This window comes from Pseudomonas sp. 5Vm1k, from assembly GCF_056161485.1.
The window spans coordinates 31,766-53,105 of the sequence record NZ_JBSPCZ010000002.1; the positions used below are offsets into that span (position 1 = coordinate 31,766).

Annotated in this window: 21 protein-coding genes; 2 read left to right on the forward strand and 19 right to left on the reverse strand. The window is 54.0% G+C overall.

The features are described from left to right. Positions 1 to 95: 95 nt before the first annotated feature. Complete coding sequence (locus ACWIKB_RS04000; RefSeq protein ID WP_475265427.1) at positions 96 to 518, reverse strand: hypothetical protein; 423 nt, start codon at positions 516 to 518, stop codon at positions 96 to 98. 490 nt (positions 519 to 1,008) lie between these two features. On the opposite strand from ACWIKB_RS04000, the gene ACWIKB_RS04005 reads away from it, so the two are divergent. Then, a complete protein-coding gene (locus tag ACWIKB_RS04005; protein WP_475265428.1) occupies positions 1,009 to 1,305 on the forward strand; it encodes a hypothetical protein in 297 nt (98 codons plus the stop codon). Between the two features lie 23 nt (positions 1,306 to 1,328). Here ACWIKB_RS04005 and ACWIKB_RS04010 read toward each other — a convergent pair whose 3' ends face one another. The 12 genes from ACWIKB_RS04010 to ACWIKB_RS04065 all read right to left on the reverse strand — a co-directional run bounded on the left by ACWIKB_RS04010 (position 1,329) and on the right by ACWIKB_RS04065 (position 12,472). Then, on the reverse strand, positions 1,329 to 2,063 hold the full coding sequence (locus tag ACWIKB_RS04010; RefSeq protein ID WP_475265429.1) for a hypothetical protein: 735 nt from the start codon (positions 2,061 to 2,063) through the stop codon (positions 1,329 to 1,331). Next, the gene (locus ACWIKB_RS04015) at positions 2,038 to 2,844 is read right to left on the reverse strand and encodes a PoNe immunity protein domain-containing protein (protein WP_475265430.1); all 807 of its coding nucleotides are present in this window, start codon (positions 2,842 to 2,844) and stop codon (positions 2,038 to 2,040) included. The genes ACWIKB_RS04010 and ACWIKB_RS04015 overlap by 26 nt, the downstream gene beginning before the upstream one ends. A gap of 7 nt (positions 2,845 to 2,851) precedes the next feature. Beyond that, positions 2,852 to 3,799, reverse strand: a complete 948-nt coding sequence (locus tag ACWIKB_RS04020) for a type VI immunity family protein (protein ID WP_475265431.1) — start codon at positions 3,797 to 3,799, stop codon at positions 2,852 to 2,854. Between the two features lie 11 nt (positions 3,800 to 3,810). Then, on the reverse strand, positions 3,811 to 4,581 hold the full coding sequence (locus tag ACWIKB_RS04025; protein WP_475265432.1) for a PoNe immunity protein domain-containing protein: 771 nt from the start codon (positions 4,579 to 4,581) through the stop codon (positions 3,811 to 3,813). Continuing rightward, on the reverse strand, positions 4,578 to 5,345 hold the full coding sequence (locus ACWIKB_RS04030) for a PoNe immunity protein domain-containing protein (protein WP_475265433.1): 768 nt from the start codon (positions 5,343 to 5,345) through the stop codon (positions 4,578 to 4,580). Before ACWIKB_RS04030 ends, ACWIKB_RS04025 begins: the two co-directional genes overlap by 4 nt. Beyond that, the gene (locus tag ACWIKB_RS04035) at positions 5,342 to 6,130 is read right to left on the reverse strand and encodes a PoNe immunity protein domain-containing protein (RefSeq protein WP_475265434.1); all 789 of its coding nucleotides are present in this window, start codon (positions 6,128 to 6,130) and stop codon (positions 5,342 to 5,344) included. Before ACWIKB_RS04035 ends, ACWIKB_RS04030 begins: the two co-directional genes overlap by 4 nt. Beyond that, the gene (locus ACWIKB_RS04040) at positions 6,120 to 6,887 is read right to left on the reverse strand and encodes a PoNe immunity protein domain-containing protein (protein WP_475265435.1); all 768 of its coding nucleotides are present in this window, start codon (positions 6,885 to 6,887) and stop codon (positions 6,120 to 6,122) included. Before ACWIKB_RS04040 ends, ACWIKB_RS04035 begins: the two co-directional genes overlap by 11 nt. Continuing rightward, entirely contained in the window at positions 6,884 to 7,678 is a 795-nt protein-coding gene (locus ACWIKB_RS04045; RefSeq protein WP_475265436.1) for a PoNe immunity protein domain-containing protein, read from the reverse strand. Before ACWIKB_RS04045 ends, ACWIKB_RS04040 begins: the two co-directional genes overlap by 4 nt. 1 nt (position 7,679) lies before the next feature. Then, the gene (locus ACWIKB_RS04050) at positions 7,680 to 8,621 is read right to left on the reverse strand and encodes a PoNe immunity protein domain-containing protein (RefSeq protein ID WP_475265437.1); all 942 of its coding nucleotides are present in this window, start codon (positions 8,619 to 8,621) and stop codon (positions 7,680 to 7,682) included. A gap of 524 nt (positions 8,622 to 9,145) precedes the next feature. Further along, the gene (locus ACWIKB_RS04055; protein WP_475265438.1) at positions 9,146 to 9,703 is read right to left on the reverse strand and encodes a hypothetical protein; all 558 of its coding nucleotides are present in this window, start codon (positions 9,701 to 9,703) and stop codon (positions 9,146 to 9,148) included. Beyond that, complete coding sequence (locus ACWIKB_RS04060) at positions 9,700 to 10,314, reverse strand: transglycosylase SLT domain-containing protein (RefSeq protein WP_475265439.1); 615 nt, start codon at positions 10,312 to 10,314, stop codon at positions 9,700 to 9,702. The genes ACWIKB_RS04055 and ACWIKB_RS04060 overlap by 4 nt, the downstream gene beginning before the upstream one ends. Then, positions 10,277 to 12,472, reverse strand: coding sequence for a type VI secretion system Vgr family protein (locus tag ACWIKB_RS04065; protein WP_475265440.1), 2,196 nt, complete (start codon positions 12,470 to 12,472; stop codon positions 10,277 to 10,279). The genes ACWIKB_RS04060 and ACWIKB_RS04065 overlap by 38 nt, the downstream gene beginning before the upstream one ends. Before the next feature lie 359 nt (positions 12,473 to 12,831). Between ACWIKB_RS04065 and ACWIKB_RS04070 the strand changes: the two genes are divergently transcribed. Beyond that, positions 12,832 to 14,133 carry an OprD family porin gene (locus tag ACWIKB_RS04070; protein ID WP_475265441.1) on the forward strand — a complete coding sequence of 434 codons (1,302 nt, stop codon included), beginning with the start codon at positions 12,832 to 12,834 and terminating at the stop codon, positions 14,131 to 14,133. Positions 14,134 to 14,254: 121 nt separating this feature from the next. Here ACWIKB_RS04070 and ACWIKB_RS04075 read toward each other — a convergent pair whose 3' ends face one another. From ACWIKB_RS04075 to ACWIKB_RS04100, 6 genes are all read right to left on the reverse strand, one after another. Beyond that, positions 14,255 to 14,875, reverse strand: a complete 621-nt coding sequence (locus ACWIKB_RS04075; protein WP_475265442.1) for a transglycosylase SLT domain-containing protein — start codon at positions 14,873 to 14,875, stop codon at positions 14,255 to 14,257. A gap of 210 nt (positions 14,876 to 15,085) precedes the next feature. Then, a complete protein-coding gene (locus ACWIKB_RS04080; protein WP_475265443.1) occupies positions 15,086 to 16,030 on the reverse strand; it encodes a carbohydrate kinase family protein in 945 nt (314 codons plus the stop codon). Between the two features lie 15 nt (positions 16,031 to 16,045). Next, a complete protein-coding gene (gene xylB, locus ACWIKB_RS04085) occupies positions 16,046 to 17,542 on the reverse strand; it encodes a xylulokinase (RefSeq protein ID WP_475265444.1) in 1,497 nt (498 codons plus the stop codon). Between the two features lie 229 nt (positions 17,543 to 17,771). After that, entirely contained in the window at positions 17,772 to 19,244 is a 1,473-nt protein-coding gene (locus ACWIKB_RS04090) for a mannitol dehydrogenase family protein (RefSeq protein ID WP_475265445.1), read from the reverse strand. Positions 19,245 to 19,256: 12 nt separating this feature from the next. Next, positions 19,257 to 20,360 carry an ABC transporter ATP-binding protein gene (locus ACWIKB_RS04095; protein WP_475265446.1) on the reverse strand — a complete coding sequence of 368 codons (1,104 nt, stop codon included), beginning with the start codon at positions 20,358 to 20,360 and terminating at the stop codon, positions 19,257 to 19,259. 149 nt (positions 20,361 to 20,509) lie between these two features. Next, the gene (locus ACWIKB_RS04100; RefSeq protein WP_033055010.1) at positions 20,510 to 21,340 is read right to left on the reverse strand and encodes a carbohydrate ABC transporter permease; all 831 of its coding nucleotides are present in this window, start codon (positions 21,338 to 21,340) and stop codon (positions 20,510 to 20,512) included.

The following is a 21,340-nucleotide window of genomic DNA, read 5'->3' on the forward strand; positions in this document are numbered from 1 at the left end:
ACGCGGTTGAATGCCACCTGTCGTGAGGCGGTTTCTGACAGAGGTTTCATGTGGGGAAAAATACGTGGGTTGATACCGGCCAGTTAATAGCCGGATCACTTCTCCAGCTGCACGACCTTGAAGCCATGCGCCTCCGGAGGCGTGTCAATGCCGATGGCGGTTTCAGCTTGGCCTTTGCCAGCCACGTAGTCATAAAGCAGAAACTTCGTCGGGACTTCATAGCCCAGGTTTGGAATAACCAGCCGCATCTGCTCTCGCCCCAGATAAAGCCAGCGGGGCAGGGCTTTCTCGGCAAAATCGATTTGCTCGACGCTGTGGGTGACGGGGTTTTTGCGCAGCACTACGCCTTTCATGTAGGGCGAGCCGTATTCCAGGGCGTAAATCAGACTTGAGGACACGCACTTTGCCAGGGCGATTCGACCGACGAAGTCCTCTTGGGGCATGTCGGTGAAGGCGATGTGGGTTTTACCGTCGAGTTTTATGAATAGACGCTGGCCTTCCTCGTCCGCTTCAGCCATTAGCGAAACCTGGGTTTTGTCGGCTAAAGGGCAGGTGAGGAGGGTCTTGAGTGATTGCGCGTAAGCCGGGGTGATTAGCAGTGCTGCGAAGAGGTATGGCCAGGGTGATTTCATTGTGAGTGAGTCCGTTCTGTTGTTGGGTCCTACAGCGCTACCCAATAGTCGTGAAAAATCCTAAGAAAGCTTCGTCCCGTTCCTACAGGCTTGGGCGTGTTGTCGTCTTTCGCAGGCAGGCTTGCAGCGTTTACTGTTTGGCCTCGCTGCAAAATCAGCGAGCAGGTTTGGTCACCTGATGCCATTACACAGATATGTGCCATCATTCGCGCTGCGGACATCTATGTTTTCTTAGCGCGTTGCAATGGCGGCTGTGTACTGGATGCCTTCGGGCGAGCCGAGTTGATGGTATCGGTTGACCAAGCCTGTACACAGTCCGCCTCCCATCGTTTGGTCACGATGCTGGCGGTTATTCACAAATCATCGAGTAACCACTATGCCAACGTTAAATCCTGTTCCCGATCGTTATCGTTCAATCAAAAGCAACGTCACCGACACAACCCCCATGGTCATCGACACCGAGGCCAATCCCCAAGACATTCTCGAAGCCGCTCTACAGCGCATCCGTGCATCCAGCAACTTGCTCGAAACACTCCATTGCCAGTGCTTCAAGAACGGTGATGTCCAGGACATTCCGCACATCACCCACGCGCTGTATCTGCTGACGCAAGACGGGTGCGATCTATTGCAGGTCGCGCAACAGCAGATGTTGGGCTGGACAGCGCCGGCCTGATGCCTGCTGTACACGCCTGCCTCCTATGAGGCAGGTTTTAAAGCGGCAGAGGCGGGCACCCGGCTCAAGAACAGTTCCAAACCTTGCTGATACGAGTCCGTGTCCATGACATCGCTGTGTCTGGGGATGTGATAGGCCTTGTCCTTGCGATCCAGTTCAGCGCAAGCCACCGAGTAAAAGTCAGGCGTTTCCTTGAAACGCACGATCTTCCCCCAGGCCAACCCGCCTTTCGCGCCCTTGGTATTAATCAGAGTGAAGCCCTCGTCGTCGAATTGCAGACGATAAGCGCCTTCAGCCGCCTTGAGGGGAATGCGCAGTTTTATTTCGATCAGACGCTGATTCGTACGGCGAAATGGCGCTCGCGGCTTCGCACGATTGTCGGCAATACGTTTGCGCAAATGGCTTAGCAGGCGAGTGGAGAAGAACCACCAGAACACCACGAAGATCACCCCAAACAGGGCCATGGAGATGAGTTTCTGGGGACTTAGCTCGCGCGCAGGAAAGTAGATCGCCAGCATGCCGCCAGCCAAGCCCAGTAGAAACAACAGTGGCGCGAGCAAACGGTCTTGAACACGTGCGACATGGCCCAACAGCCGGGCCTGGAGTTCGTCATCCTTGAGCATTGCTTGCTCAAGCTGTTCGTTGACTCTGAGCTGTGTGTGCTCGGGAGTAATGGTGAATTGCAATTCCATGGCGCTGAATCCGAAGTCCGTTTCTTGGTGAGGCGCGAGTTTACTTGTTTGCGGTGTTCCTGGCATATGCCACCAGGTCTTTGGGGTAAACCAAGTGATCGATTTTGCTGTCGTCGATACCGTATAAAAAAGCGATGGCGCCTGCTTCAAAAGCCCAGTAACCGACGTAGTTGCCATCGTCGTCTTCAATGTCCAGATGACTGTCATGCCAATTGGTTTGCAGCGACGCGAAAGCGGGATACCACGCTTCGCAATAGTGCTTTAACAAGTGGCTCGATTCTTCAGGTTCGGTGGCGTATATCGCCCTGATCAACGGCGTGTAGAGATCGTGGAACCACTCGTCCAGATCAGCACGATCCGGCAAATGCTTTCGTAGAACGTCTTCGTAGAGCGTGTCTTCGTGAGCGTATCCCCCGCGATCTATCAGGACGACGAAGCGAGTCAGCAGGTCGGTGCGATGCAACAAAATGCAGAGGCTGATGACTTGAACACACTCTTCATAGTGCTCGGGCCAGTCGTCGACGGCCAAAGGTGATATGTCAGGTTCGCGTTCCTCGGCAGCCAGCGCTTGTTGGTAGATCTCGTAGCTATTGATCAGCTTCTCCAACCGGGGAATGAGGTTGGCAATCGGCTCGCCCGCCGTGTAACTGATCCGCAAGGCATTAAACGCTGCCGCCTTGAAGTATCCCGTTCGTAATGACTTCTCTTGGTTTGGAGAATCTGCCTGCATCGTCCTGCCAGCCCAGCGCGATTCGGTCGTATCGTAGAGATGGATGGACTTTCGGTAGTACGAATCAACGATGAAACGCTGTCGTCCGTTCATTACGTTTGTCTGGCTCTCTTTCATTGCAGGGCTATTCCTTGTCGAATCGCTTGAACCACTGCGCAGTGGTGTCTTCTCCGAAGGTCGGGCCATAGGGCGAATGGGACTGGAGTTGTTCTGGCTCTGCGATGCGTAAGGTTTTGACGATTTCATTGACGGCAACATAGGCTGCGGGCGGTTCCTCATCCTGCGCACCGAGCTGGGGATAGTCGCCGGCACGGATGATCAATCCGCTGTCATAACTCAATATCTCTACATTGCCATGGCAACTAAAAGCATGGCGTAACAGGTTTTCACCTCCTAGACGCTCCACAAACTGATTCCCGAGAACGGTGTACCAGTTCACACCCTTGATGTGATCAAGCAGTTCTCGCTTAAAGTTATGCACCATGGTGTCTACTTCAAGTCCGGGGAACTGCTGAGCCAACTGAAATTCCATTGGCATGTAGCTATCGAAGTCATAAGGCAGAACACTGGAAAGACCGCCATAACCATGTTCAGCCTTGACCTGGTTACAGAGGTAAACTAGCCAATTTTGATATCGAGTGGCGCCATCAGCTTCCAGCAAAAAAGTCCAAGGCAAAGTGATCTTCAGATATGAGCGCTTGTGGTCTCCATGGACTTCAAAAGAATTCAAAGCCGAAAGACTGTATTCCGCGGCCTCACTTGCAGTTGGAGCGCTGCTGATGTGCCATTCATATTGTTCGTTCGAATCAGTTCGAAGAATCTCAAGAGTCGTTTTTTTGAAACTGTCGCTTGTCAGTTTTTTATATTGACCATCAAAATGCCCTTTTAGATGTCGCCCAAACTCCTCCTTGAAACGATCAAAGCATTCTATGACGTTTTTTTTGCTTTCCAGAAAATAGCCTTCTTTGAAGTAAATTGTGGCAATCAGCCCCAGCCTGATGACCGGTGTGCTATCCGGCAGTTCAAAGGCCAGATTAGGAGCCTGGTCAGATAATTTTTCCAATGCATTCATAGTCGTATTTTTTATCTAGTGTTTACTGTTCTAGCATATTCGACCAAGTCTTTTGGATAAACCAAATGATCGATTTTGCTGTCGTCGATGTCGTATAAGAACGCAATTGCCCCGGCCTCTATCGCCCAATACCCAACATAGCTGCCGCCTTCTCCCTGTAAGTGGGTGTCATGCCATGGCGCCTGTGTAAATGCGTCGTACCATTCGCTGCAATACTTCTCAAGATAACCGGTGGCATCTTCTTTCGTCTTCGCATAGATGGCTTGAACTAGCGGCGAATAGACGTCGTGATACCACTGATCTATATCCTGTCGATCAGGAAGTACTTTGCAAAGTAAATCCTCATACAGCGTGTCATCCCCCGCATAGCCGGCATTGTCTATAAGCTTTACAAATCTGCCGAGCAGATCTGTGCGGTGTAGCAGGATGCAAAGTCCTATGACTTGAACGCATTCTTCATACTGGTAAGGGTATACATCTATCGCAAGCGGAGAGATACCAGGGGATTGTTCGGCTTCTGCAAGTTTGGCCTGTCTGATTTCATATTTATCAATTAGGTCTTCAAGCAGAGGGGGGAAGGAACTGATCTCTTCTCCTGCGGAGTAGGCCGCCAGAAGTTTATAAAGTGCCATGCGTTGAAAGAATCTTGAGCGAATATCTGCTTCCTCTTCGGGAGAGTCCGACTGGAATGTATTTGTCTTGAAAAACTCAATAGCTTCGTCGTGTCCTCTCAAGAAGATCTTGTAGTGGTTTTCACTAAAATATTCTTGTCGTTTAATCAATGGGTTAGACCTCTAGCGTAGTTGACCAGGTCTTTTGGGTAAACCGTATGGTCAATGTTGCTGTCATCGATATCGTACAGAAACGCAATGGCTCCCGCCTCCAGCGCCCAATAACCAATGTAACTTCCTTCGTCGCCATCCTCGTGCGTGTCATGCCAAGGGGCATGATCAAAGGACGAATACCAATTTGTACAATATTTTTTCAATAGTTCGGGTGCGTTATTTTTATCTTCGACGTAAATGGCTTGAATCAGCAGGGTATAAGCGTCGTGATACCACTGATCGACATCTTCACGGTCGGGAAGAATCTTGGCCAGTAGATCTTCATAAAGCGTATCCGTGCCTGCATAACCGGCATTATCTATCAGCAAAACGAATCGTTTCAGTAAGTCTCGGCGATGCAGAAGAATACAGAGACTGATCACCTGTAAGCATTCCTGATACTCGTCAATCCAGTCATCAATTATCAGCGGTGTGATGTTTTCAATTTGTTCATATTGAGCCCGCTTGTGTTGCAGGATCTCATAGCCATCTACGAGCGTCTCTAGCAGGGGTGGCAAGTTGTGGATTTTTTCTCCGGCGGTATAACGCATTAAAATATTGTTCAAATAAAGCGTTTGAAAATGCCTGGCTCTTAAAGACTGCTCATGCTCGGGAGAGTCTGCTTGAAACAGCTTGTCTTTCCAGAATGCAAATGACTTTTTATAATTGCTTAAAAAATTACCGTATCTCTGCTCGGTAAGGAATTTTTGTCTTTTGATCATGTTTCTTTGCTTCGGTCAATATTGATGTTGTTTCTGGCGTAGTCGACTAAAGCTTTTGGGTAAACCATGTGATCGATTTTACTATCATCAATGTCGTATAAGAATGCGATTGCGGCGGCTTCGATTGCCCAATAGCCAACGTAATTTCCGCAGTCTCCCTGCAGGTGCGTATCATGCCAAGGCGCATGCGGAAATGCGCGATACCACTGTTCACAATAGTCACCTAGAAGCTTGCTGGATTGCTCTTTGGTCTTGGCATAGATGGCTTGAATCAGCGGGGTATATACATCGTGATACCATTGATCAACGTCATGTCTGTTCGGCAGTACTTTGCACAACAGGTCTTCATACAGCGTGTCATCGCCAATGTATCCAGCCTGATCTATCAGAATCACGAACCGCTTCAATAGATCGATACGATGCAGCAGGATACACAAGCTTATGACTTGTACGCATTCTTCATACTGGTCCGGCCAATCATCTATCGCGAGAGGTGAGATGTTTGGGAGTTGTTCGTAGACCGCCAACGCGCTCTGGGATATTTCGTATTTCTCTATGAGCATTTCAAGCAGTGGTATCAGCGTCGCAATCTCTTCGCCTGCCGTATAGCAAGCCAGAATTCTATCAAGCAATAAGTCTTGAAAATGACGTGCTCTAAGGGAAGCCTCCTGCTCAGGAGAGTCAGATTCGAATGTGTTGGTTTTGCAAAACTCAATAACTTCATCGTATTCCTTCAGGAAGATTTTATAGTTTGCTTCACTGTAGAATGCCTGTCTAACCTTCATGTGCTCTCGCATATTCGACCAAATCCCTTGGATATACGCTATGGGTGATTTTGCTGTCATCGATTCCATATAAAAACGCGATAGCACCCGCCTCGAATGCCCAATACCCTACATAGCTGCCTTCGTCTCCATTCAAGTGCGAATCGTGCCAGGGGGCTTGGCTAAATGCCGCGTACCATTGTTCACAATAATCGGCTAGCAACTGAGACGCCTCGGCTTTTTCATCTGCGTAGATAGCTTCTATTAAAGGAGTGTAGACATCGTGGTACCACTCATCGACATCTTCTCGGTCGGGTAGTCGCTTGCACAGCAAGTCTTCATAGAGCGTGTCTTCGCCCTTGTAATTGGCATCGTCAATAAGTTTGGAAAATCGTTTTAGCAAATCTGTTCTGTTAAGCAAGATGCACAGGCTAAAAACTTGTACGCATTCTTCATACTCATCTGGCCAGTCATCAATGGCGAGGGGCGAAATATTGATTATCCCCTCGGAGATTGAAAGTTTTCTTTGACGCTCTTCGTAGGCGGATATCAGTTCTTCAAGCAATGGCACCAGCGAATGGATTTCCACTCCGGCTGTATAGGAAATAAATAGTTTTCTTCGCGCCACACTTTTAAAGTGAGCAGCCCTTAGGGAGGCTTCTTGTTCGGGAGAATCTGACTCGAATGTGTGGGTCTTCCAGAATATTTTGGTCTCTTCGCTGTAAGCCAGGAAGTTCGCGTATCGGGTCTCGGTGAGGAATTCTTGTCGTTTATTCATTGTGATCCAACCTTGGAGCCAGTAGCTGCCTTATATTCTCTGGCATATTCGACCAAGTGCGTGGGGTATACCATGTGGTCTATTGTGCTGTCGTCGATGCCGTATAAAAAGGCGATGGCCCCAGCCTCTATAGCCCAATAGCCTACGTAGTTACCGTCCTCGCCTTGATGATGAAGGTCGTGCCACGGGGCTTGTTCGAAGGCTGAATACCATTGCTCGCAGTATTGTTTAAGAAACTCGGTAGCTTCCTCTTTGCTCTCTGCATAAATGGCCTGAATCAAAGGCGAGTAGACGTCGTGAAACCAGTAGTCTATATCGTGTCTATTCGGCAGCAGTTTGGTCAATAAATCTTCGTACAGCGTATCGCTATCGGCATAGCCTGCACTGTCCATTAGTTTGACAAAGCGCTTAAGTAGATCAGTGCGCTGTAACAGAATGCAAAATCCTATAGCCTGCACGCACTCTTCATATTCGCAAGGCCAATCGTCTATTGCGAGCGGAGCTATATCAGGCATATTTTCATATGCCTCCAGTGTAGCTTGTCTGATTTCGTATTTTTCTATGAGGTCTTCAAGCAATGGCACGAGAGAAGTGATTTCTTCTCCTGCAGTGTAAGCGGCCAAGAGCCTGTCCAGTGCCAACCTTTGAATGTGCCTTGAACGAATTGCTGCCTCTTCTTCAGCAGAGTCAGACTGAAAAGTGTTTGTCTTTAGGAGCTCGATAACTTCATCGTGCTCCCTAAGAAAGTTGTTGTAATGGTTTTCACTGAATAACGATTGTCTTATTGGCATTTTATTGTCCGCCCGACCAATACCAGAGTGTAACGCCGCTACTAGAGTCGATAGCGCTCGGCATGACTTCGCTTTGTTGGAAGTGACGTCTTGAATTCGCCTCTATCGGGGTGAACCAGTAGCCTGTTTTGCTGCAGGGCTCACCAGCAACAATTCGGCCAATCCGGGAGCCGCTCGCTGTCTTATTGTTTCTAGCGTATTCAACTAACGCTGTCGGGTACACCATGTGATCGATTTCGCTGTCGTCCATGCCGTATAAAAAGGCGATTGCTCCAGCTTCGATGGCCCAATAACCCACGTAGTTACCATCTTCCCCTTGATGATGAGTATCGTGCCACGGTGCTTGCTCGAAAGCTGAATACCAACCATCACAATACTGTCGGAGCAACGTTGGCTGCTCTTCTTTATTTTCGATGTAGATCGCCTGAATAAGGGGGGTGTAGACGTCGTGATACCACTGATCGACATCGTGACGGTCAGGCAAAACCTTCTTTAACAAGTCCTCATAAAGCGTGTCGTCGCCAGCATATCCCGCTTCGTCCATGAGCTTGACGAAGCGCGGAAGCAAGTCTGTGCGATGCAGCAGGACGCAAAAACCGATCACTTGAACAGCTTCTTCGTATTGATCTGGCCAGTCGTCCATCGCCAACGGCGAGATTTTTGGAGAGTTCTCATACTTGGCCAACATTTGCTGACGAACTTCGTACTTTTCAATCACGTCTTCAAGCAGAGGGATAAGAGACTCTATGATCTCTCCGCCGGTATATGCGGCGAGCAGTCTATCGAGCGCCAGGGTTTGAAAATAACTGGCACGCACAGAGGCTTCCTGCTCGATCGAGTCAGATTGGAATGTATTACTTTTGAAAAACTCAATAACTTCGTCATGTTCGCGGAGGAAATTTGCATAGTGTTTTTTACTGAATAGGTGTTGTCGTACGTTCATAAGTGTCATCTCAAGATCCCGGGGCAATGATCGTATTTTATTGTCAGGAATGATCTTGCTATTAACTCACCCAATACCAAGTTGCGTTGCCCCGCTTGGAGTCATCTGCAATCGACATGACGTCGCCCTGATCGAAACGGCGACGAGTCTCCGCTTGTGCAGGTGTAAACAAGGCCCTGTTGTGTGGCGAATCAATATTTCTTTAAATATTAATTTTTGAAAATGCCTGGCTCTACCAGCTTTTTCCTGTGCTTCACAGTCCACCTGGAATGTTTTTTTTTCGAAAAAAACTAATGGTCTCTTCGTAATTAATAAAGAAGTTATCGGAGCGTGCCTCACTCAAGAATTGTTGTCTTCTGTCCATGGTCATGTCGCATCCCAAGCCGCTCAGGTTATCGTATGTAGCTTATTGCTCAGTGCCGCGTGGGTAAGCGCCTCGAAAATACAACTCATTCTATGAGGCCAATGGAAGAGAGCTGCCCGAGGCATTATCGCTAACAGTCAGTCTGCCATTGTCTCCCCAGTCATGGCTTAAGGATATTCAGCTCAAGAAGCTCTTTACCGTTTTTACTTGAAATAAGTGGAGGCTCGTCAAACTCAAGGTGGATACCGTTTTTTCCGTAGCTCAAGTATTTATGCGAGCTTTCATTGCCCGTATTTTCAAAAATAACTTCCGGTCCGTTTTTTGATGTTTTTATCCAGCGAGGACGATTTCTTTCGGCAAAATTGATACGCTCTATTTTTCCTTTTGCTGAGTCAAAATAGAACAAGGCGCCCTGTAGGAAGTTTGAAGTAAATTCTCCCGAAAGCACCAGGAATTTTAGATTGTCTTGATTCGAGACGCATTGCCACTGTACATCGCTTCCTCGAGATGAATCAGCATCGTCGTATATAAACTGATTTTTTTTGGTGGTGCCGATTTTATAAATATAGGAGTCAACAATCGGTGAGCCACGCAGTAGTGAAATCGTGTTTTTCGGACCCGCCAGTTCACAGTCGATTACGGAGTCTAATTTGGGTTGGGCAGCAGACGCTTGAATGCAAAATGTTATAAGCCCGACGATAAAGAAACTTCTTTTCATTTGACCATATCCCTTAGGATCTGCATCGAGTTGGGAGCTGCATGAAGCTTCTCTGAGGCCTTCTTGATCTTGCGGTAATATATTCCGTCATCCGTGCCACGGTATTTTTTGTAAGCTTCGGCAGTGGGGTCCGCTGCTCCTTTGCGGATCTGCCGCTGGTAAAGAATTTCGAGATATTTTGTACCAGTGCGTATATTTGTGGCTTCATCCAAAAGTTCATCGCTGTCGTGAAATTTATCGGCCTCCAGATATAACTTCGTTTCATCAGTTCGCTGAGCTTTTGGCTTGTTCAAATCTTCTACTCTATACAATTCTCGTATAGGTGCTTTAAGTAGCTGCATTAAGCCACGCGCTGAACTGCCAGAAGCATCCGCCTTTGGGTCAAAACGAGACTCCATGTAAATTTGACAAATTATTGTATCGGTGTCGATTGACGATTTATTATTTGCTTCTACAAGTGCCCGGATTTCTTTCAATCTTTTGCTGTCATCAACCATCACGACTGCGGAGGTCTTATCAGTCGTCGGTGTTAAAGGTTTTTGGCTGGTGGCTAAAGGCTTTTTTGTCGGCACGTTAAACATCCCAGTGAGGGTTGATTGGAGGGACGTCATCGTAAACTTCAATTACTGCTGTTTCAGCTTCGAAACTGCTGATTTTTCGAGTGCGCCCTTGCTCGTCTGTGCGACCAATCAACGTCTTTCCCGACGTTGTTTTGATGATGTATGGAAAGTTGGGTAGGGGCAGGCCGCTATTTTGGTCCGTGATGACGAAATCCATGTCGTACTCAACCGCTGTCGCTATTTCTTTGCGGTCCAGTAACTTGCCGGCTGTGTCGCTATGGGCTGGTAGGGGAATCAATGGGATGAGAGCTTGAATACCCGTGCCCGCGCCGGGTGCGCCACCCGAGTTAACCTTCACATTGGCGCCACTGATCGTGACACCACCCGCATCCACCTTCACAAAGCTCCCGCCACCCTTGGCCGTCAGCTCCATGCCACCTTCAACCACAACCTTTTCCCCGGCGTTGTAGTGAATCTCTTGCCCGGCCTCGACAAACAGCGCCGTCCCCACCTTCACATGCTGGGTCACGCCAACCGTGAGGTGATCATTTGCACGCGTTTCAGTCTTGCGATCCAGGTGGGTGATGCGATGTTCTTCAACCTTGAATTCGCTTAAAACATTCGCTTCAACGGTGTCATGCCGTTCATTGCCAACGCGAATCTTCTGGTCGTGCTCGATGTTTTCATCCCAGTCGCGCTGAGCGTGCAGGTAGATCTGTTCCGCACCTTTTTTGTCTTCAATCCGGAATTCGTTGTAGCCCTTGCCGCCCGGTGAGCTGAGGGTCTTGAAGGTGCTGCGGGTTTTGTTTGCCGGCAGGTCGTAGGGGACGACGTTTTCCTTGTGGTACAGGCAGCCGGTGACCAGCGGCTGATCCGGGTCGCCTTCCATAAACGACACCAGCACTTCCATGCCGATGCGCGGGACGGCGATGCCGCCGTAGGCGTTGCCGGCCCAGCCGGTGGCGACGCGTAGCCAGCAGGTGGTGTTGTCGTCGGCCTGGCCTTCGCGGTCCCAGTGGAATTGGACTTTGACGCGGCCGTACTGGTCGGTGTGGATTTCTTCGCCTTTGGGGCCGGTGACGATGGCGGTCTGGCTGCCGAGGATTTTTGCTTTCGGGTGTTCGAGGGCAGGGCGGAAGTGCGCGTCCCACGGGGTGGCGAGGAAGCGGTTGCGGTAACCCTGGTGGAAATCGTCTTTGTTGTCGGTGACGTCACTGGTGGTGTTTTCGCCAAGCACTTGCGGCTGTTTGCCTTCGTGGACGACTTCCAGCAGCAGCCAGAGGTCATTCCACTCGGCACGCGGGTGTTCGCTCAGGGCCAGGAAGTGGCCGCTGACCAGGATTGGTTCGTCACTTTTGCCTTCGGCTAGCTTGTAGTCGCTGCGATGGCGTTCAAGGGCGCGGGTCGCCAGTTGCTTGCCGCGCTCGCGGTCGGTGAAGCGGCCGGGGTAGTCGTAGTCTTCGAGATCCGGGGCGAAGGTGCTTTTGGCGGTGCCTTCAGGAAGGATGCGTGGTTTTTCGAAATCGTAGTCCCGGCGGCTGACGCGGGTGGTGCGGGTTTCCAGGCGCAGGTTGAAGCGCTTGATCACGGTTTTCTCGGCGGCCATGCCAGAGTCTTGCTGGTAGGCCACGGGCGCGAGTTTGCGGAATACGGTCTGGTCGTCGCCGAACACCAGTTTGTGGCCGCTGGCGGAGTGCTGGAAGTGGAAGTGAATGCCTTCTTCTTCGCACAGGCGCTGGATGAACTGCAGGTCCGATTCGTCGTACTGCACGCAGTAATCGCGTTCGGGGTAGATCGCGCCGAGCTGGAAGCTGTAGGCATCGGACAGAATGCCCCGCGCTTCGAGGACCTGGCCGATGATCTTCGGCACCGTCAGATGCTGGAAGATTTGCTGGTCGTGGTTGTGCCGCAGGTAGGCGAGTTGCGGCACCAGGCTGATGCTGTAGCGGGTCAGTTTTTTGCCGGAATCGCCTTGCTCGATGCGATAGACCAGGCCATGGATGATGCCTTTGCCGGTGGCGCCGAAAGTCAGGCAGCCAGGCTTGTGCAGCAGCTCTTCGAGTTTCAGGTCGGGGCGGGTGCTGACCAGTTCGATGTCGAAACAGAATGGTTGGTTGAGGGCTTCGCGACCGACGAAACTGAGCACTTGCAGGTCGGCGGAAGCACCCTCCAGCGTGAGGGTGATATGGATTGCGTTCGCGTCCAGCATGCCTTGAATTCCGTCCTTTGAATAAGCTGGGGCGGATGGTGCAGGATTAACCAGCCTCGTTCAAGGCGCAAATGCCCTGCTTGAGCATAGGGAAATCCCCTGTGTTCGGGGGCTGGGCCAATGATTGCGCAGGATTTCTACATCTGCGGTCGCACTAAGGGCCGATTGGAAAGCGCCTGCACTCGAGAACAGGCAGTCAGTTTCAGACTAAAGTCGCCTTCAGTACGTAAAAGCCTTCTGCCATCATTGCCGATCACCCCCGTGTGTTCACTTCACTCTGGCCCGTCACCGGCCCAGGGCGAACGCTATTTTTGGCTTATTGCGCCTTGCGCAAACGCTGCACTGTTGGAGCTTTTTTCATGCGTCCCCCATTTCCCCTCATCACTGCCCGCCAGTCATTCGGCATCGGCGCTTTAGCCCTGTGCGCCGGTTTTACCGGGACGGTTCAAGCCAGCGGTTTTATCGACGACACCACGGCGAAAATCGAATCGCGCACGGTGTATTTCAACCGCGACTTCCGTGATGGGCACACCAGTAACGACCAGGGCGCCTCCAAGCGTGAAGAGTCAGCGCAAGGTTTCATTCTCAACCTGCAATCGGGTTACACCGAGGGCACCGTCGGTTTTGGTATTGATGCGCTGGGCATGCTTGGGCTCAAGCTCGATTCCAGTGCCGACAGCAGTAGCAGCGGCTTGCTGCCGTCCAGCGGTGAAAACCCGCGCGGCTCGAAGGACCAGTACGCCAAACTCGGCCTGACCGCCAAAGTGCGGGTGTCGCAAAGCGTATTGAAGTACGGCGCGCTGCTGCCGGATGTGCCGTTGCTCAAGTACAACGACGGTCGCTTGCTGCCAACGATGTTCAACGGTGCGATGCTCACGTCCAAAGAAGTGAAAGACCTGACCTTTATGGCCGCGCGCCTGGACAAGTACACCGCCCGGGACTCGACGGATTCGCAAGACATCCGGGTGCACTGCAAGAACAAGCGCTATGCCTGCAATGTCACCGCCGACCATTTCGACATGTATGGCTTCGACTACAAGATCAACGAACGCCTGACGGCCCAGTATCACTATGCGGAGCTGGAAGACATCTACCGTCAGCACTTCGTCGGTGTGCTCGCCAACCAACCATTGGGCGATGGCGTGTTGAAAGCGGATCTGCGGGTACTGAAAAGTGCCGACAGTGGCGCCGCTCGTGCAGGCTCGATCGACAATCGGGCGCTGAGCGGCATGCTGGCCTATGCCATCAGCGGCCACACCTTCAGCGCCGGCTGGCAGCGTATGAACGGCGATAACTCGATGCCCTACCTCGATGGCACCAATCCGTATCTGGTCAACTACGTGCAGGTCAACGACTTCGCCGCCGCTCAGGAGCGTTCGTGGCAGTTGCGTTATGACTATGACTTCAAGGCTATCGGCATTAACGGGCTGAGTTTCCTGACCCGCTATGTGAACGGTGATCACATCAACGTGCTGGGCAGCGATCAGGAAGGGAAGGAGTGGGAACGGGATAGCGAGCTCAAGTACGTGGTGCAGAGCGGGGCGTTCAAGGATGTGAGCTTGCGGCTGCGTAACGCGACGTACCGGACGAACTACGAGAAGTTTGCCCGGGATGTGGATGAGACCAGGTTGATTGTGAGTTACAACTTTTCGGTGTTGTGACGGATAGGTCTTTGTAGGAGGTGCCGCAGGCTGCGATTTTTTGATTTTGGCTTAGAAAAGCAAGATTAAAAGATCGCAGCCTGCGGCAGCTCCTACGAGGGTGTGTTTGGCCTTAAGGTTTTTATAGCCAATGCCAGAAGCGGCTCCAGAACCCCCGATTCAGATCGTTCTTGCAGCCTGCGTACTGCTGGGCATAAAGGTCGGATCGGCCCTGGACCTTACCGGCTGTAGCCACCAACCATGCTTTGCTGGCATAGGTTTTCTGACGATACCCGCCCCAACCCTCGTGATAGTTGAGGTACTGCCCGTAGGCGTCATATTTGTAGACGCCGTTGATGCTGGTGGTTTTGTCCATGTACCAACCGACAAAGTCGATAGCATCATCGAAATCTTCGCGGTCGGCGCCGTGTCTGCCGGTGCTTTTCTGATAGTCGGACCAGACTTCATCCTTGGCCTGGGCGTAGCCCGACGCCGTCGACACCCGGCCCCACGGGATGATCCAAAGCAGGTATTTACGTGGCGTCTTGGCGTCGTGACGATAGCCGGACTCTTGATACATGATCGCGAAGGGTACCTGGATCGGCACGCCCCAACGTTTTTGCGTGACTTGTGCGGCGTCGTACCAGTCGCTCTTTTCCCGGAAGATGTCGCAGATATCGTTAGGGGAGCGTGGTGGTGAGGTGCTGCAACCGGCCAGCAGCGTGGTGAGTAGTAACAGTCCAGCCGTTTGCCTTGGGTTCAAAAGTCCGTATTCCTGTCATGCGCGTAAAAGGGCGACAGTTTACCGACTCAAAGCCGAGGCGGGGGGATTGTGAGAGGCAGCTTTGCGGTGTTGTGATCTTGAGGTTGGCGGTGTTTGGGTGGGCGCTTTCGCGGGCAAGCCTCGCTCCTACAGGATTGACGTAGCGCCATCCTGTAGGAGCGAGGCTTGCCCGCGAAGAGGCCCTCACATTCAGCGCAAATCCAACTGCTTGCGATACGGCAAATCTGGCCCGGTCTTACTGCACGTCAGCGCCGCGGCCTGCACCGCAAACTTGAGCATGGCGTCGATCTGCTCACGACTCAGTCGTTGCACGCCGTCCACCGAGTCCATTTGGTGCTCGGTCAACCAGGTAATCAGTGCAGCCTGAAAGGTATCGCCAGCGCCAACCGTGTCGGCAATCTTCACCGAGCGCACCGGCACCGACCACGTGCCATGGGCCCGGCTGAACACCGTCGCACCTTCGCCGCCACGGGTCAGGAACACCAACTGACAGCGATGCTGCAGCCAACCTTCGATTACGCGCTGTGGGTCCTGCTCGGGATACAGCAGGCTCAAGTCTTCATCACTGACTTTGATCAGGTCGGCCAACTCCACCAATTCAGCAACCCGTGAACGCCACAGGTCGATGTTTGGCTCTGGGTTCAGCCGCACATTTGGATCAAGGCTGATCAGGCGTTTGCCGCTTTCCCGGCCGACCAGCGCCAGCAGCGTATCGGCAATCGGCTGCACCACCAGCGAAAAAGAACCGATGTGCAAGCCACGGACTTCAGGTCCCAGTATTGGCAGATGCTCAAGGCGTAACTGTCGATCCGCGCAACCTTCGCCACGGAAGCTGTAGTGCGGCGAGCCATTGGCGCCGACCGCGACCATCGCCAGCGTCGTCGGCGCGGCGAAATCGACGAGGTAATCCGGGCACACACCTTCGTCCTGCAGCACTTGCTGCAAGCGTCGGCCGAGGTAATCGGTGGACAACCCGGCGAACAGTGCCGCGTCCACACCCAAGCGGCGCAAACCCACCGCCACGTTGAACGGCGAGCCACCGGCAATCGCCTTGAAATTCACTTTTGAAGCCAGACCGCTGGCATCGTCTTCGCTGAAGAAATCGAACAGCGCTTCGCCACACACCAGATACATAAAATTATTCGCTCTTTAAAGGGTTGCGACGTGTTGTTGATAGCGTTCGTAGGCCTGTTGCGCCGCTGTCACATTGTCGGCAATCGGCAGAGTTTCACTGGCCAGATCGAGTTTTACGCAGCGCTGGCACAAATCCGCCAGGGTGCTTTCGTGGCCGTTAGACCAGGACTTGCACCACGCCGCTTGAATCGCCGCGCCCAGGGCCGCGGCTTCGCTTTGTTCGGTGCAGATCACCGGGGTGTTCATGATGTCGGCGACGATCTGTCGCCACACCGGGCTTTTCGAGCCACCACCAATCAAACAGATGCTGCGGCTTTGTAAGCCATTCTGACGCAACAGGTCCAGTCCATAACGCAAACCGAAGGTCGTGCCTTCGACGGCGGCGCGGCACAGGTTGGCCTGGGTCAGGTTGGTCATGGTCAAGCCGTGCAGGCTGCCGGTGGCGTGGGGCAGGGCGGGCACGCGTTCGCCGTTGAGGAACGGCAGCATGCACACGCCGTCCGCGCCGATGGTGGCTTGCTCGACCAGCTCGTTGAAGCGCTCGATATCCAGCTCGAACAATTCACGAATCACGCCAGTGGCGTTGGTCAGGTTCATGGTGCAAATCAACGGCAACCAGCCGCCGCTGGAGGAACAGAACGTGGCGACCGACGCGTCCGGGCTGACTTTTGGTTGTTCGGAATAGGCGTAGACCGTGCCGGAAGAGCCGAGGCTCATGGTAATCGCGCCGGGCTGGATATTGCCGGTGCCGATGGCGCCCATCATGTTGTCACCGCCGCCACTGGAGACCAGCGCTTGCGGGTTGATGCCCAGGTGTTCGGCGATGCTCGGCAGGATCGTGCCGACCGCTTCGTGCGCGTCGATCAGCTCCGGCAGCGCCGCTTGCAGGCGTCCGGTGGAGTCGATGTCGCGCAGCAGTTGCAAGTCCCATTGGCGGGTGCGCACGTTGAAATAACCGGTGCCCGACGCGTCACCGTACTCGCTGCAACTGCGTCCGGTCAGCCAGTAGTTGAGGAAGTCGTGGGGCAGCAGGATGCGCGCAATGCGGGCGAAAATCTGTGGATGTTGTTCTTTGGTCCAGAGCAGCTTGGACACGGTGTAACCCGGCGCGATGACGATGCCGAGGCGTTCCAGCGAACCTTTTTCGCCACCCAGATGTGCGAGCAGACGATCGTTTTCCGGGGTGGACTCAGTGTCGCACCAGAGCTTGGCCGGGCGCAGCACCTGGCCTTGGTCGTCGAGCAGCACCAAGCCGTGTTGCTGACCGGAGACGCCGATGCCGAGGATGTCCTGGCCGTCGACGTTAGCAGCGAGCAAGGCGCGGCGGGTGGCCAGGGTGAAGGCTTCCAGCCATTGATTGGTGTCTTGTTCGCGCCGGCCGTTGGCGCCGCTGATCAGGGTGTGAGCGGCGGCACCCTGGCCCAACACCTGACCGCTGACGGCATCGAGGATGATGGCTTTGGTGCCTTGGGTGCCGCAGTCGATGCCGAGGAATAGTTGTTGGTTTGCCATGGGATATCCAAAACGTTGAAAACGGGCCACGATCAAGAGCCACCCCTCACCCCAGCCCTCTCCCCAAGGGGGAGAGGGGGAAAGGGAGCCGATCTCCATGCTTATCAAACCTGAGTTCGACTCGGGGTTTCAGGTCGATGTATCTCGAAAAAAACAACTCGGTCAGTCCCCTCGACCCCTTGGGGAGAGGGTTAGGGTGAGGGGTGGTTCCCCCTGACACTCAACCAATCTAAGCCAACACCCGCTCCAATGTCCGCGTAACCCCCACATCCCGCAAGCTGTTGCAGCACCATTCAAACGCCGCAACAAACTCTGCCGAACGCGGGATCGCGGTGCCGAAAATCTCTTCAACCTCCAGCAAGCGCTGAGTAATCAACGCATCATCCGCCACCAGCGCCTGACAGAACGCCGCCCGCGGATCGGGAATCGCGTAGGTCACGCCATTCTCGTCCACGCCCTTCAAATACAAGGCCCAGGCCGCGACCACCAACGCCGCGCGCTTGGTTTCCTGACCATCGGCAATCAAACGGTTAAGCGTCGGCACGGTGAATTTCGGAAACTTCGACGAACCGTCCGAGCACACGCGCTCCAGTTGGTCGGCAATCGCCTGGTTCGAAAACCGCGCCACCAGGGTGTTCTTGTAGTCCGTCAGGTCGATCCCCGGCACCGGCGCCAGTTGCGGCGTCACGTCCAGGTCCATGTAGGCACGCATGTACTGCACGAACAGCGGATCGTTCATGGTTTCGTGGACGAAGCGGTAACCCTTCAAGAACCCCAGGTACGTCAGCGCCAAGTGACTGCCGTTGAGCAACTTGATCTTCATCTCTTCGTACGGCGTGACGTCGTTGGTGAACTGCACGCCGACCTTTTCCCAGGCCGGGCGACCGTTGACGAACTTGTCTTCCAGCACCCATTGCACAAACGGTTCGCAAACCACCGGCCAGGCATCATCGACCGCATGTTTGTCATGCAATTGCAGCTTGTGTTCGGTGCTGGTCATCGGCGTGATGCGGTCGACCATGGCGTTAGGGAAGCTCACGTTCTGGTCGATCCAGTCGCGCAGATCGGCATCGCGCAGGGCGGCGAAGGCCAGCAAGGCTTTGCGAGTGACTGCGCCGTTGTGCGGCAGGTTATCGCAGGACATCAAGGTGAACGCTGGCGTACCGGCAGCGCGACGTTTGGCCAGTGCCGCGCAAAGAAAGCCGAACACGGTTTTCGGTGCAGTCGGGTGCGCGAGGTCGTGCTGGATCAGCGGCAGGTGGGCCATGAATTCGCCGTTGCTGTCGTCGATGCAATAGCCGCCCTCGGTAATGGTCAGGGAGACGATGCGGATCTCGGGGCTGGCGAGTTTGTCGATCAGCGCTTCAGCGCCGTCTTCGGCCAGCAACATGTCGCGAATCGAGCCGATCACCCGCACTTCGGCGTCGTCGTTGTCGCCCAATTCAAACAGGGTGAACAGGTAATCCTGTTCCTTCAAATCGTCCCGTGCACGGCGGTCTTCGGCGCGCAGGCCGACTCCGCAAATTGCCCAGTCCAGGCCTTCGCCCGTGTTCATCAACGCATCGGTGTAATACGCCTGATGCGCGCGATGGAAACCACCGACGCCGATGTGGGCGATGCCTTGGCGCGTATCGCTCAGGGCGTAGGCGGGCAGCACCACCTCAGGCGCGAGGCGATTGAGGTTCTGTTTATTGAGTTTCATCGCATAGTCTCGTCAGGCAGCGGCGCGCAGCGGGCGGGTGAGTGCCACGCCGTCGGCATCGAATAAATGGCAGTGTTCGGCGTCCAGGTGCAGGCTCAGCGACTCGCCATAACGGCTGGCCAGGTCGCCGCGAACACGCATGGTCAGTGCTTCACCGGACGAGGTCACGACGTGGCAGAAAGTATCGCTGCCCAGGCGTTCGCTGACGTCGGCGGTGACTTGCAGGGTGCAGTCGCCGGGTTGCGCGAGGTTGAGGTGTTCCGGGCGAATGCCCAGTGTCACCGGGCCACCGACGCTCAAAGTGGCACCGCTCAACGGCAGAGTGATGCGAGTGCCGGCGTCCAGTTGCACTTCGACGCTCTGGCTTTCGACGCGGGTAACCTTGCCCTTGAGGAAACCCATTTTCGGCGTGCCGAGGAACCCGGCGACAAACAGGTTGGCCGGCTGGTGATACAGGTCCAGTGGCGAACCCACTTGCTCAACCTTGCCGCCATTCAGCACCACGACTTTGTCTGCCATGGTCATGGCTTCGACCTGGTCGTGGGTCACGTAGATCATCGTGGCTTTGAGTTCTTTATGCAGGCGCAACAGCTCCAGGCGCATTTGCACCCGCAGGGCGGCGTCGAGGTTGGACAGCGGTTCGTCGAACAGGAAGATTTTCGGGTTACGCACAATCGCCCGGCCGATGGCCACGCGCTGACGCTGGCCGCCGGACAGCTGTTTCGGTTTGCGTTCGAGCATCGGCCCGAGTTCGAGGATGCGCGCCGCTTCGCCGACTTTCTTCTCGACTTCGGCTTTCGGTACGCCGGCCAGGTCGAGGGCGAACGACATGTTCTTTTTCACGGTCATGTGCGGGTACAGGGCGTAGGTCTGGAACACCATCGCCAGGTCACGCTTGGCCGGGCTGACTTCGGTGATGTCGCGGCCATCGAGCTCGATGGTGCCGCCGCTGACTTCTTCCAGGCCGGCGATCAGGCGCAGCAGGGTGGACTTGCCGCAGCCCGACGGGCCGACGAACACCACGAATTCCTTGTCGTTCACTTCCAGGTCGATGCCCTTGATGATGGAAAAGCCTTCGAAGCCTTTTTGCAGATTCTTGATTTTCAGGTTGGCCATGGTGATGGGCCTCCAAATGTTTTTATTCAGTTGAGCCGGGCGCGCTTTTTTTGTAGGAGCCAGCGATGCGGCGATCCGACTTGCCGGCGAAGGCGATTTGACGGACGCCTTCGCCGGCAAGCCTGGCTCCTACAAGTAACGGGTGTGGCTTATTTCACAGCGCCAAACGACAGGCCGCGGACCAGTTGTTTCTGGCTGATCCAGCCGAAGATCAGGATCGGCGCACACGCCAGGGTCGATACGGCTGACAACTTGGCCCAGAACAAACCTTCGGGGCTTGAGTACGAGGCGATCAATGCGGTCAGCGGCGCGGCTTTGGACGAGGTCAGGTTCAAGGACCAGAACGCTTCGTTCCAGCACAGGATCAGCGACAGCAGCACCGTGGACGCCAGGCCACCCTTGGCGATTGGCAGCAGCACCCGGACCATTTCCTGCCACAGCGTTGCCCCGTCGAGGCGAGCGGCTTCGAGGATGTCCTTCGGGATGTCCTTGAAGTAGGTGTAAATCATCCAGACCACAATCGGCAGGTTGATCAGCGTGTAGATCACGATCAGCGCGATGCGTGTGTCCAGCAGGCCGAAACTCTTGGCCAGCAGGTAGATCGGCATCAGCACGCCCACTGGTGGCAGCATTTTGGTGGAGAGCATCCACAGCAACGTGCCTTTGGTGCGTTTGGTTTCGTAGAACGCCATCGAGTAGGCCGCCGGCACCGCAATCAGCAGGCAAAGAGCCGTGGCGCTGAACGAAATCACTACCGAGTTCCAGGCGAAGCTGAAGTAGTCGCTGCGCTCGTTGATGTGCAGGTAGTTCTCCAGCGTCGGCGTGAAGATGAACTGCGGTGGAGTGGCGAACGCGTCGATTTCGGTTTTGAAGCTGGTCATCACCATCCAGAAGATCGGGAAGAAGATCAGGATCGCGATGGCCCAGGCCAGGGTGCCGAGCAGCAGGCTTTGCAGACGGCGGGATTGTTGGAGAGTCAT

Excerpts from the sequence above, each read along its gene's own strand:
- ACWIKB_RS04000 (WP_475265427.1), bottom strand. The coding sequence starts at position 518 with ATGGCTGAAGCGGACGAGGAAGGCCAGCGTCTATTCATAAAACTCGAC.
- ACWIKB_RS04005 (WP_475265428.1), top strand. The coding sequence starts at position 1,009 with ATGCCAACGTTAAATCCTGTTCCCGATCGTTATCGTTCAATCAAAAGC.
- ACWIKB_RS04010 (WP_475265429.1), bottom strand. The coding sequence starts at position 2,063 with ATGCCAGGAACACCGCAAACAAGTAAACTCGCGCCTCACCAAGAAACG.
- ACWIKB_RS04015 (WP_475265430.1), bottom strand. The coding sequence starts at position 2,844 with ATGAAAGAGAGCCAGACAAACGTAATGAACGGACGACAGCGTTTCATC.
- ACWIKB_RS04020 (WP_475265431.1), bottom strand. The coding sequence starts at position 3,799 with ATGAATGCATTGGAAAAATTATCTGACCAGGCTCCTAATCTGGCCTTT.
- ACWIKB_RS04030 (WP_475265433.1), bottom strand. The coding sequence starts at position 5,345 with ATGATCAAAAGACAAAAATTCCTTACCGAGCAGAGATACGGTAATTTT.
- ACWIKB_RS04035 (WP_475265434.1), bottom strand. The coding sequence starts at position 6,130 with ATGAAGGTTAGACAGGCATTCTACAGTGAAGCAAACTATAAAATCTTC.
- ACWIKB_RS04040 (WP_475265435.1), bottom strand. The coding sequence starts at position 6,887 with ATGAATAAACGACAAGAATTCCTCACCGAGACCCGATACGCGAACTTC.
- ACWIKB_RS04045 (WP_475265436.1), bottom strand. The coding sequence starts at position 7,678 with ATGCCAATAAGACAATCGTTATTCAGTGAAAACCATTACAACAACTTT.
- ACWIKB_RS04050 (WP_475265437.1), bottom strand. The coding sequence starts at position 8,621 with ATGAACGTACGACAACACCTATTCAGTAAAAAACACTATGCAAATTTC.
- ACWIKB_RS04055 (WP_475265438.1), bottom strand. The coding sequence starts at position 9,703 with ATGAAAAGAAGTTTCTTTATCGTCGGGCTTATAACATTTTGCATTCAA.
- ACWIKB_RS04060 (WP_475265439.1), bottom strand. The coding sequence starts at position 10,314 with ATGACGTCCCTCCAATCAACCCTCACTGGGATGTTTAACGTGCCGACA.
- ACWIKB_RS04065 (WP_475265440.1), bottom strand. The coding sequence starts at position 12,472 with ATGCTGGACGCGAACGCAATCCATATCACCCTCACGCTGGAGGGTGCT.
- ACWIKB_RS04070 (WP_475265441.1), top strand. The coding sequence starts at position 12,832 with ATGCGTCCCCCATTTCCCCTCATCACTGCCCGCCAGTCATTCGGCATC.
- ACWIKB_RS04080 (WP_475265443.1), bottom strand. The coding sequence starts at position 16,030 with ATGTATCTGGTGTGTGGCGAAGCGCTGTTCGATTTCTTCAGCGAAGAC.
- xylB (WP_475265444.1), bottom strand. The coding sequence starts at position 17,542 with ATGGCAAACCAACAACTATTCCTCGGCATCGACTGCGGCACCCAAGGC.
- ACWIKB_RS04090 (WP_475265445.1), bottom strand. The coding sequence starts at position 19,244 with ATGAAACTCAATAAACAGAACCTCAATCGCCTCGCGCCTGAGGTGGTG.
- ACWIKB_RS04095 (WP_475265446.1), bottom strand. The coding sequence starts at position 20,360 with ATGGCCAACCTGAAAATCAAGAATCTGCAAAAAGGCTTCGAAGGCTTT.
- ACWIKB_RS04100 (WP_033055010.1), bottom strand. The coding sequence starts at position 21,340 with ATGACTCTCCAACAATCCCGCCGTCTGCAAAGCCTGCTGCTCGGCACC.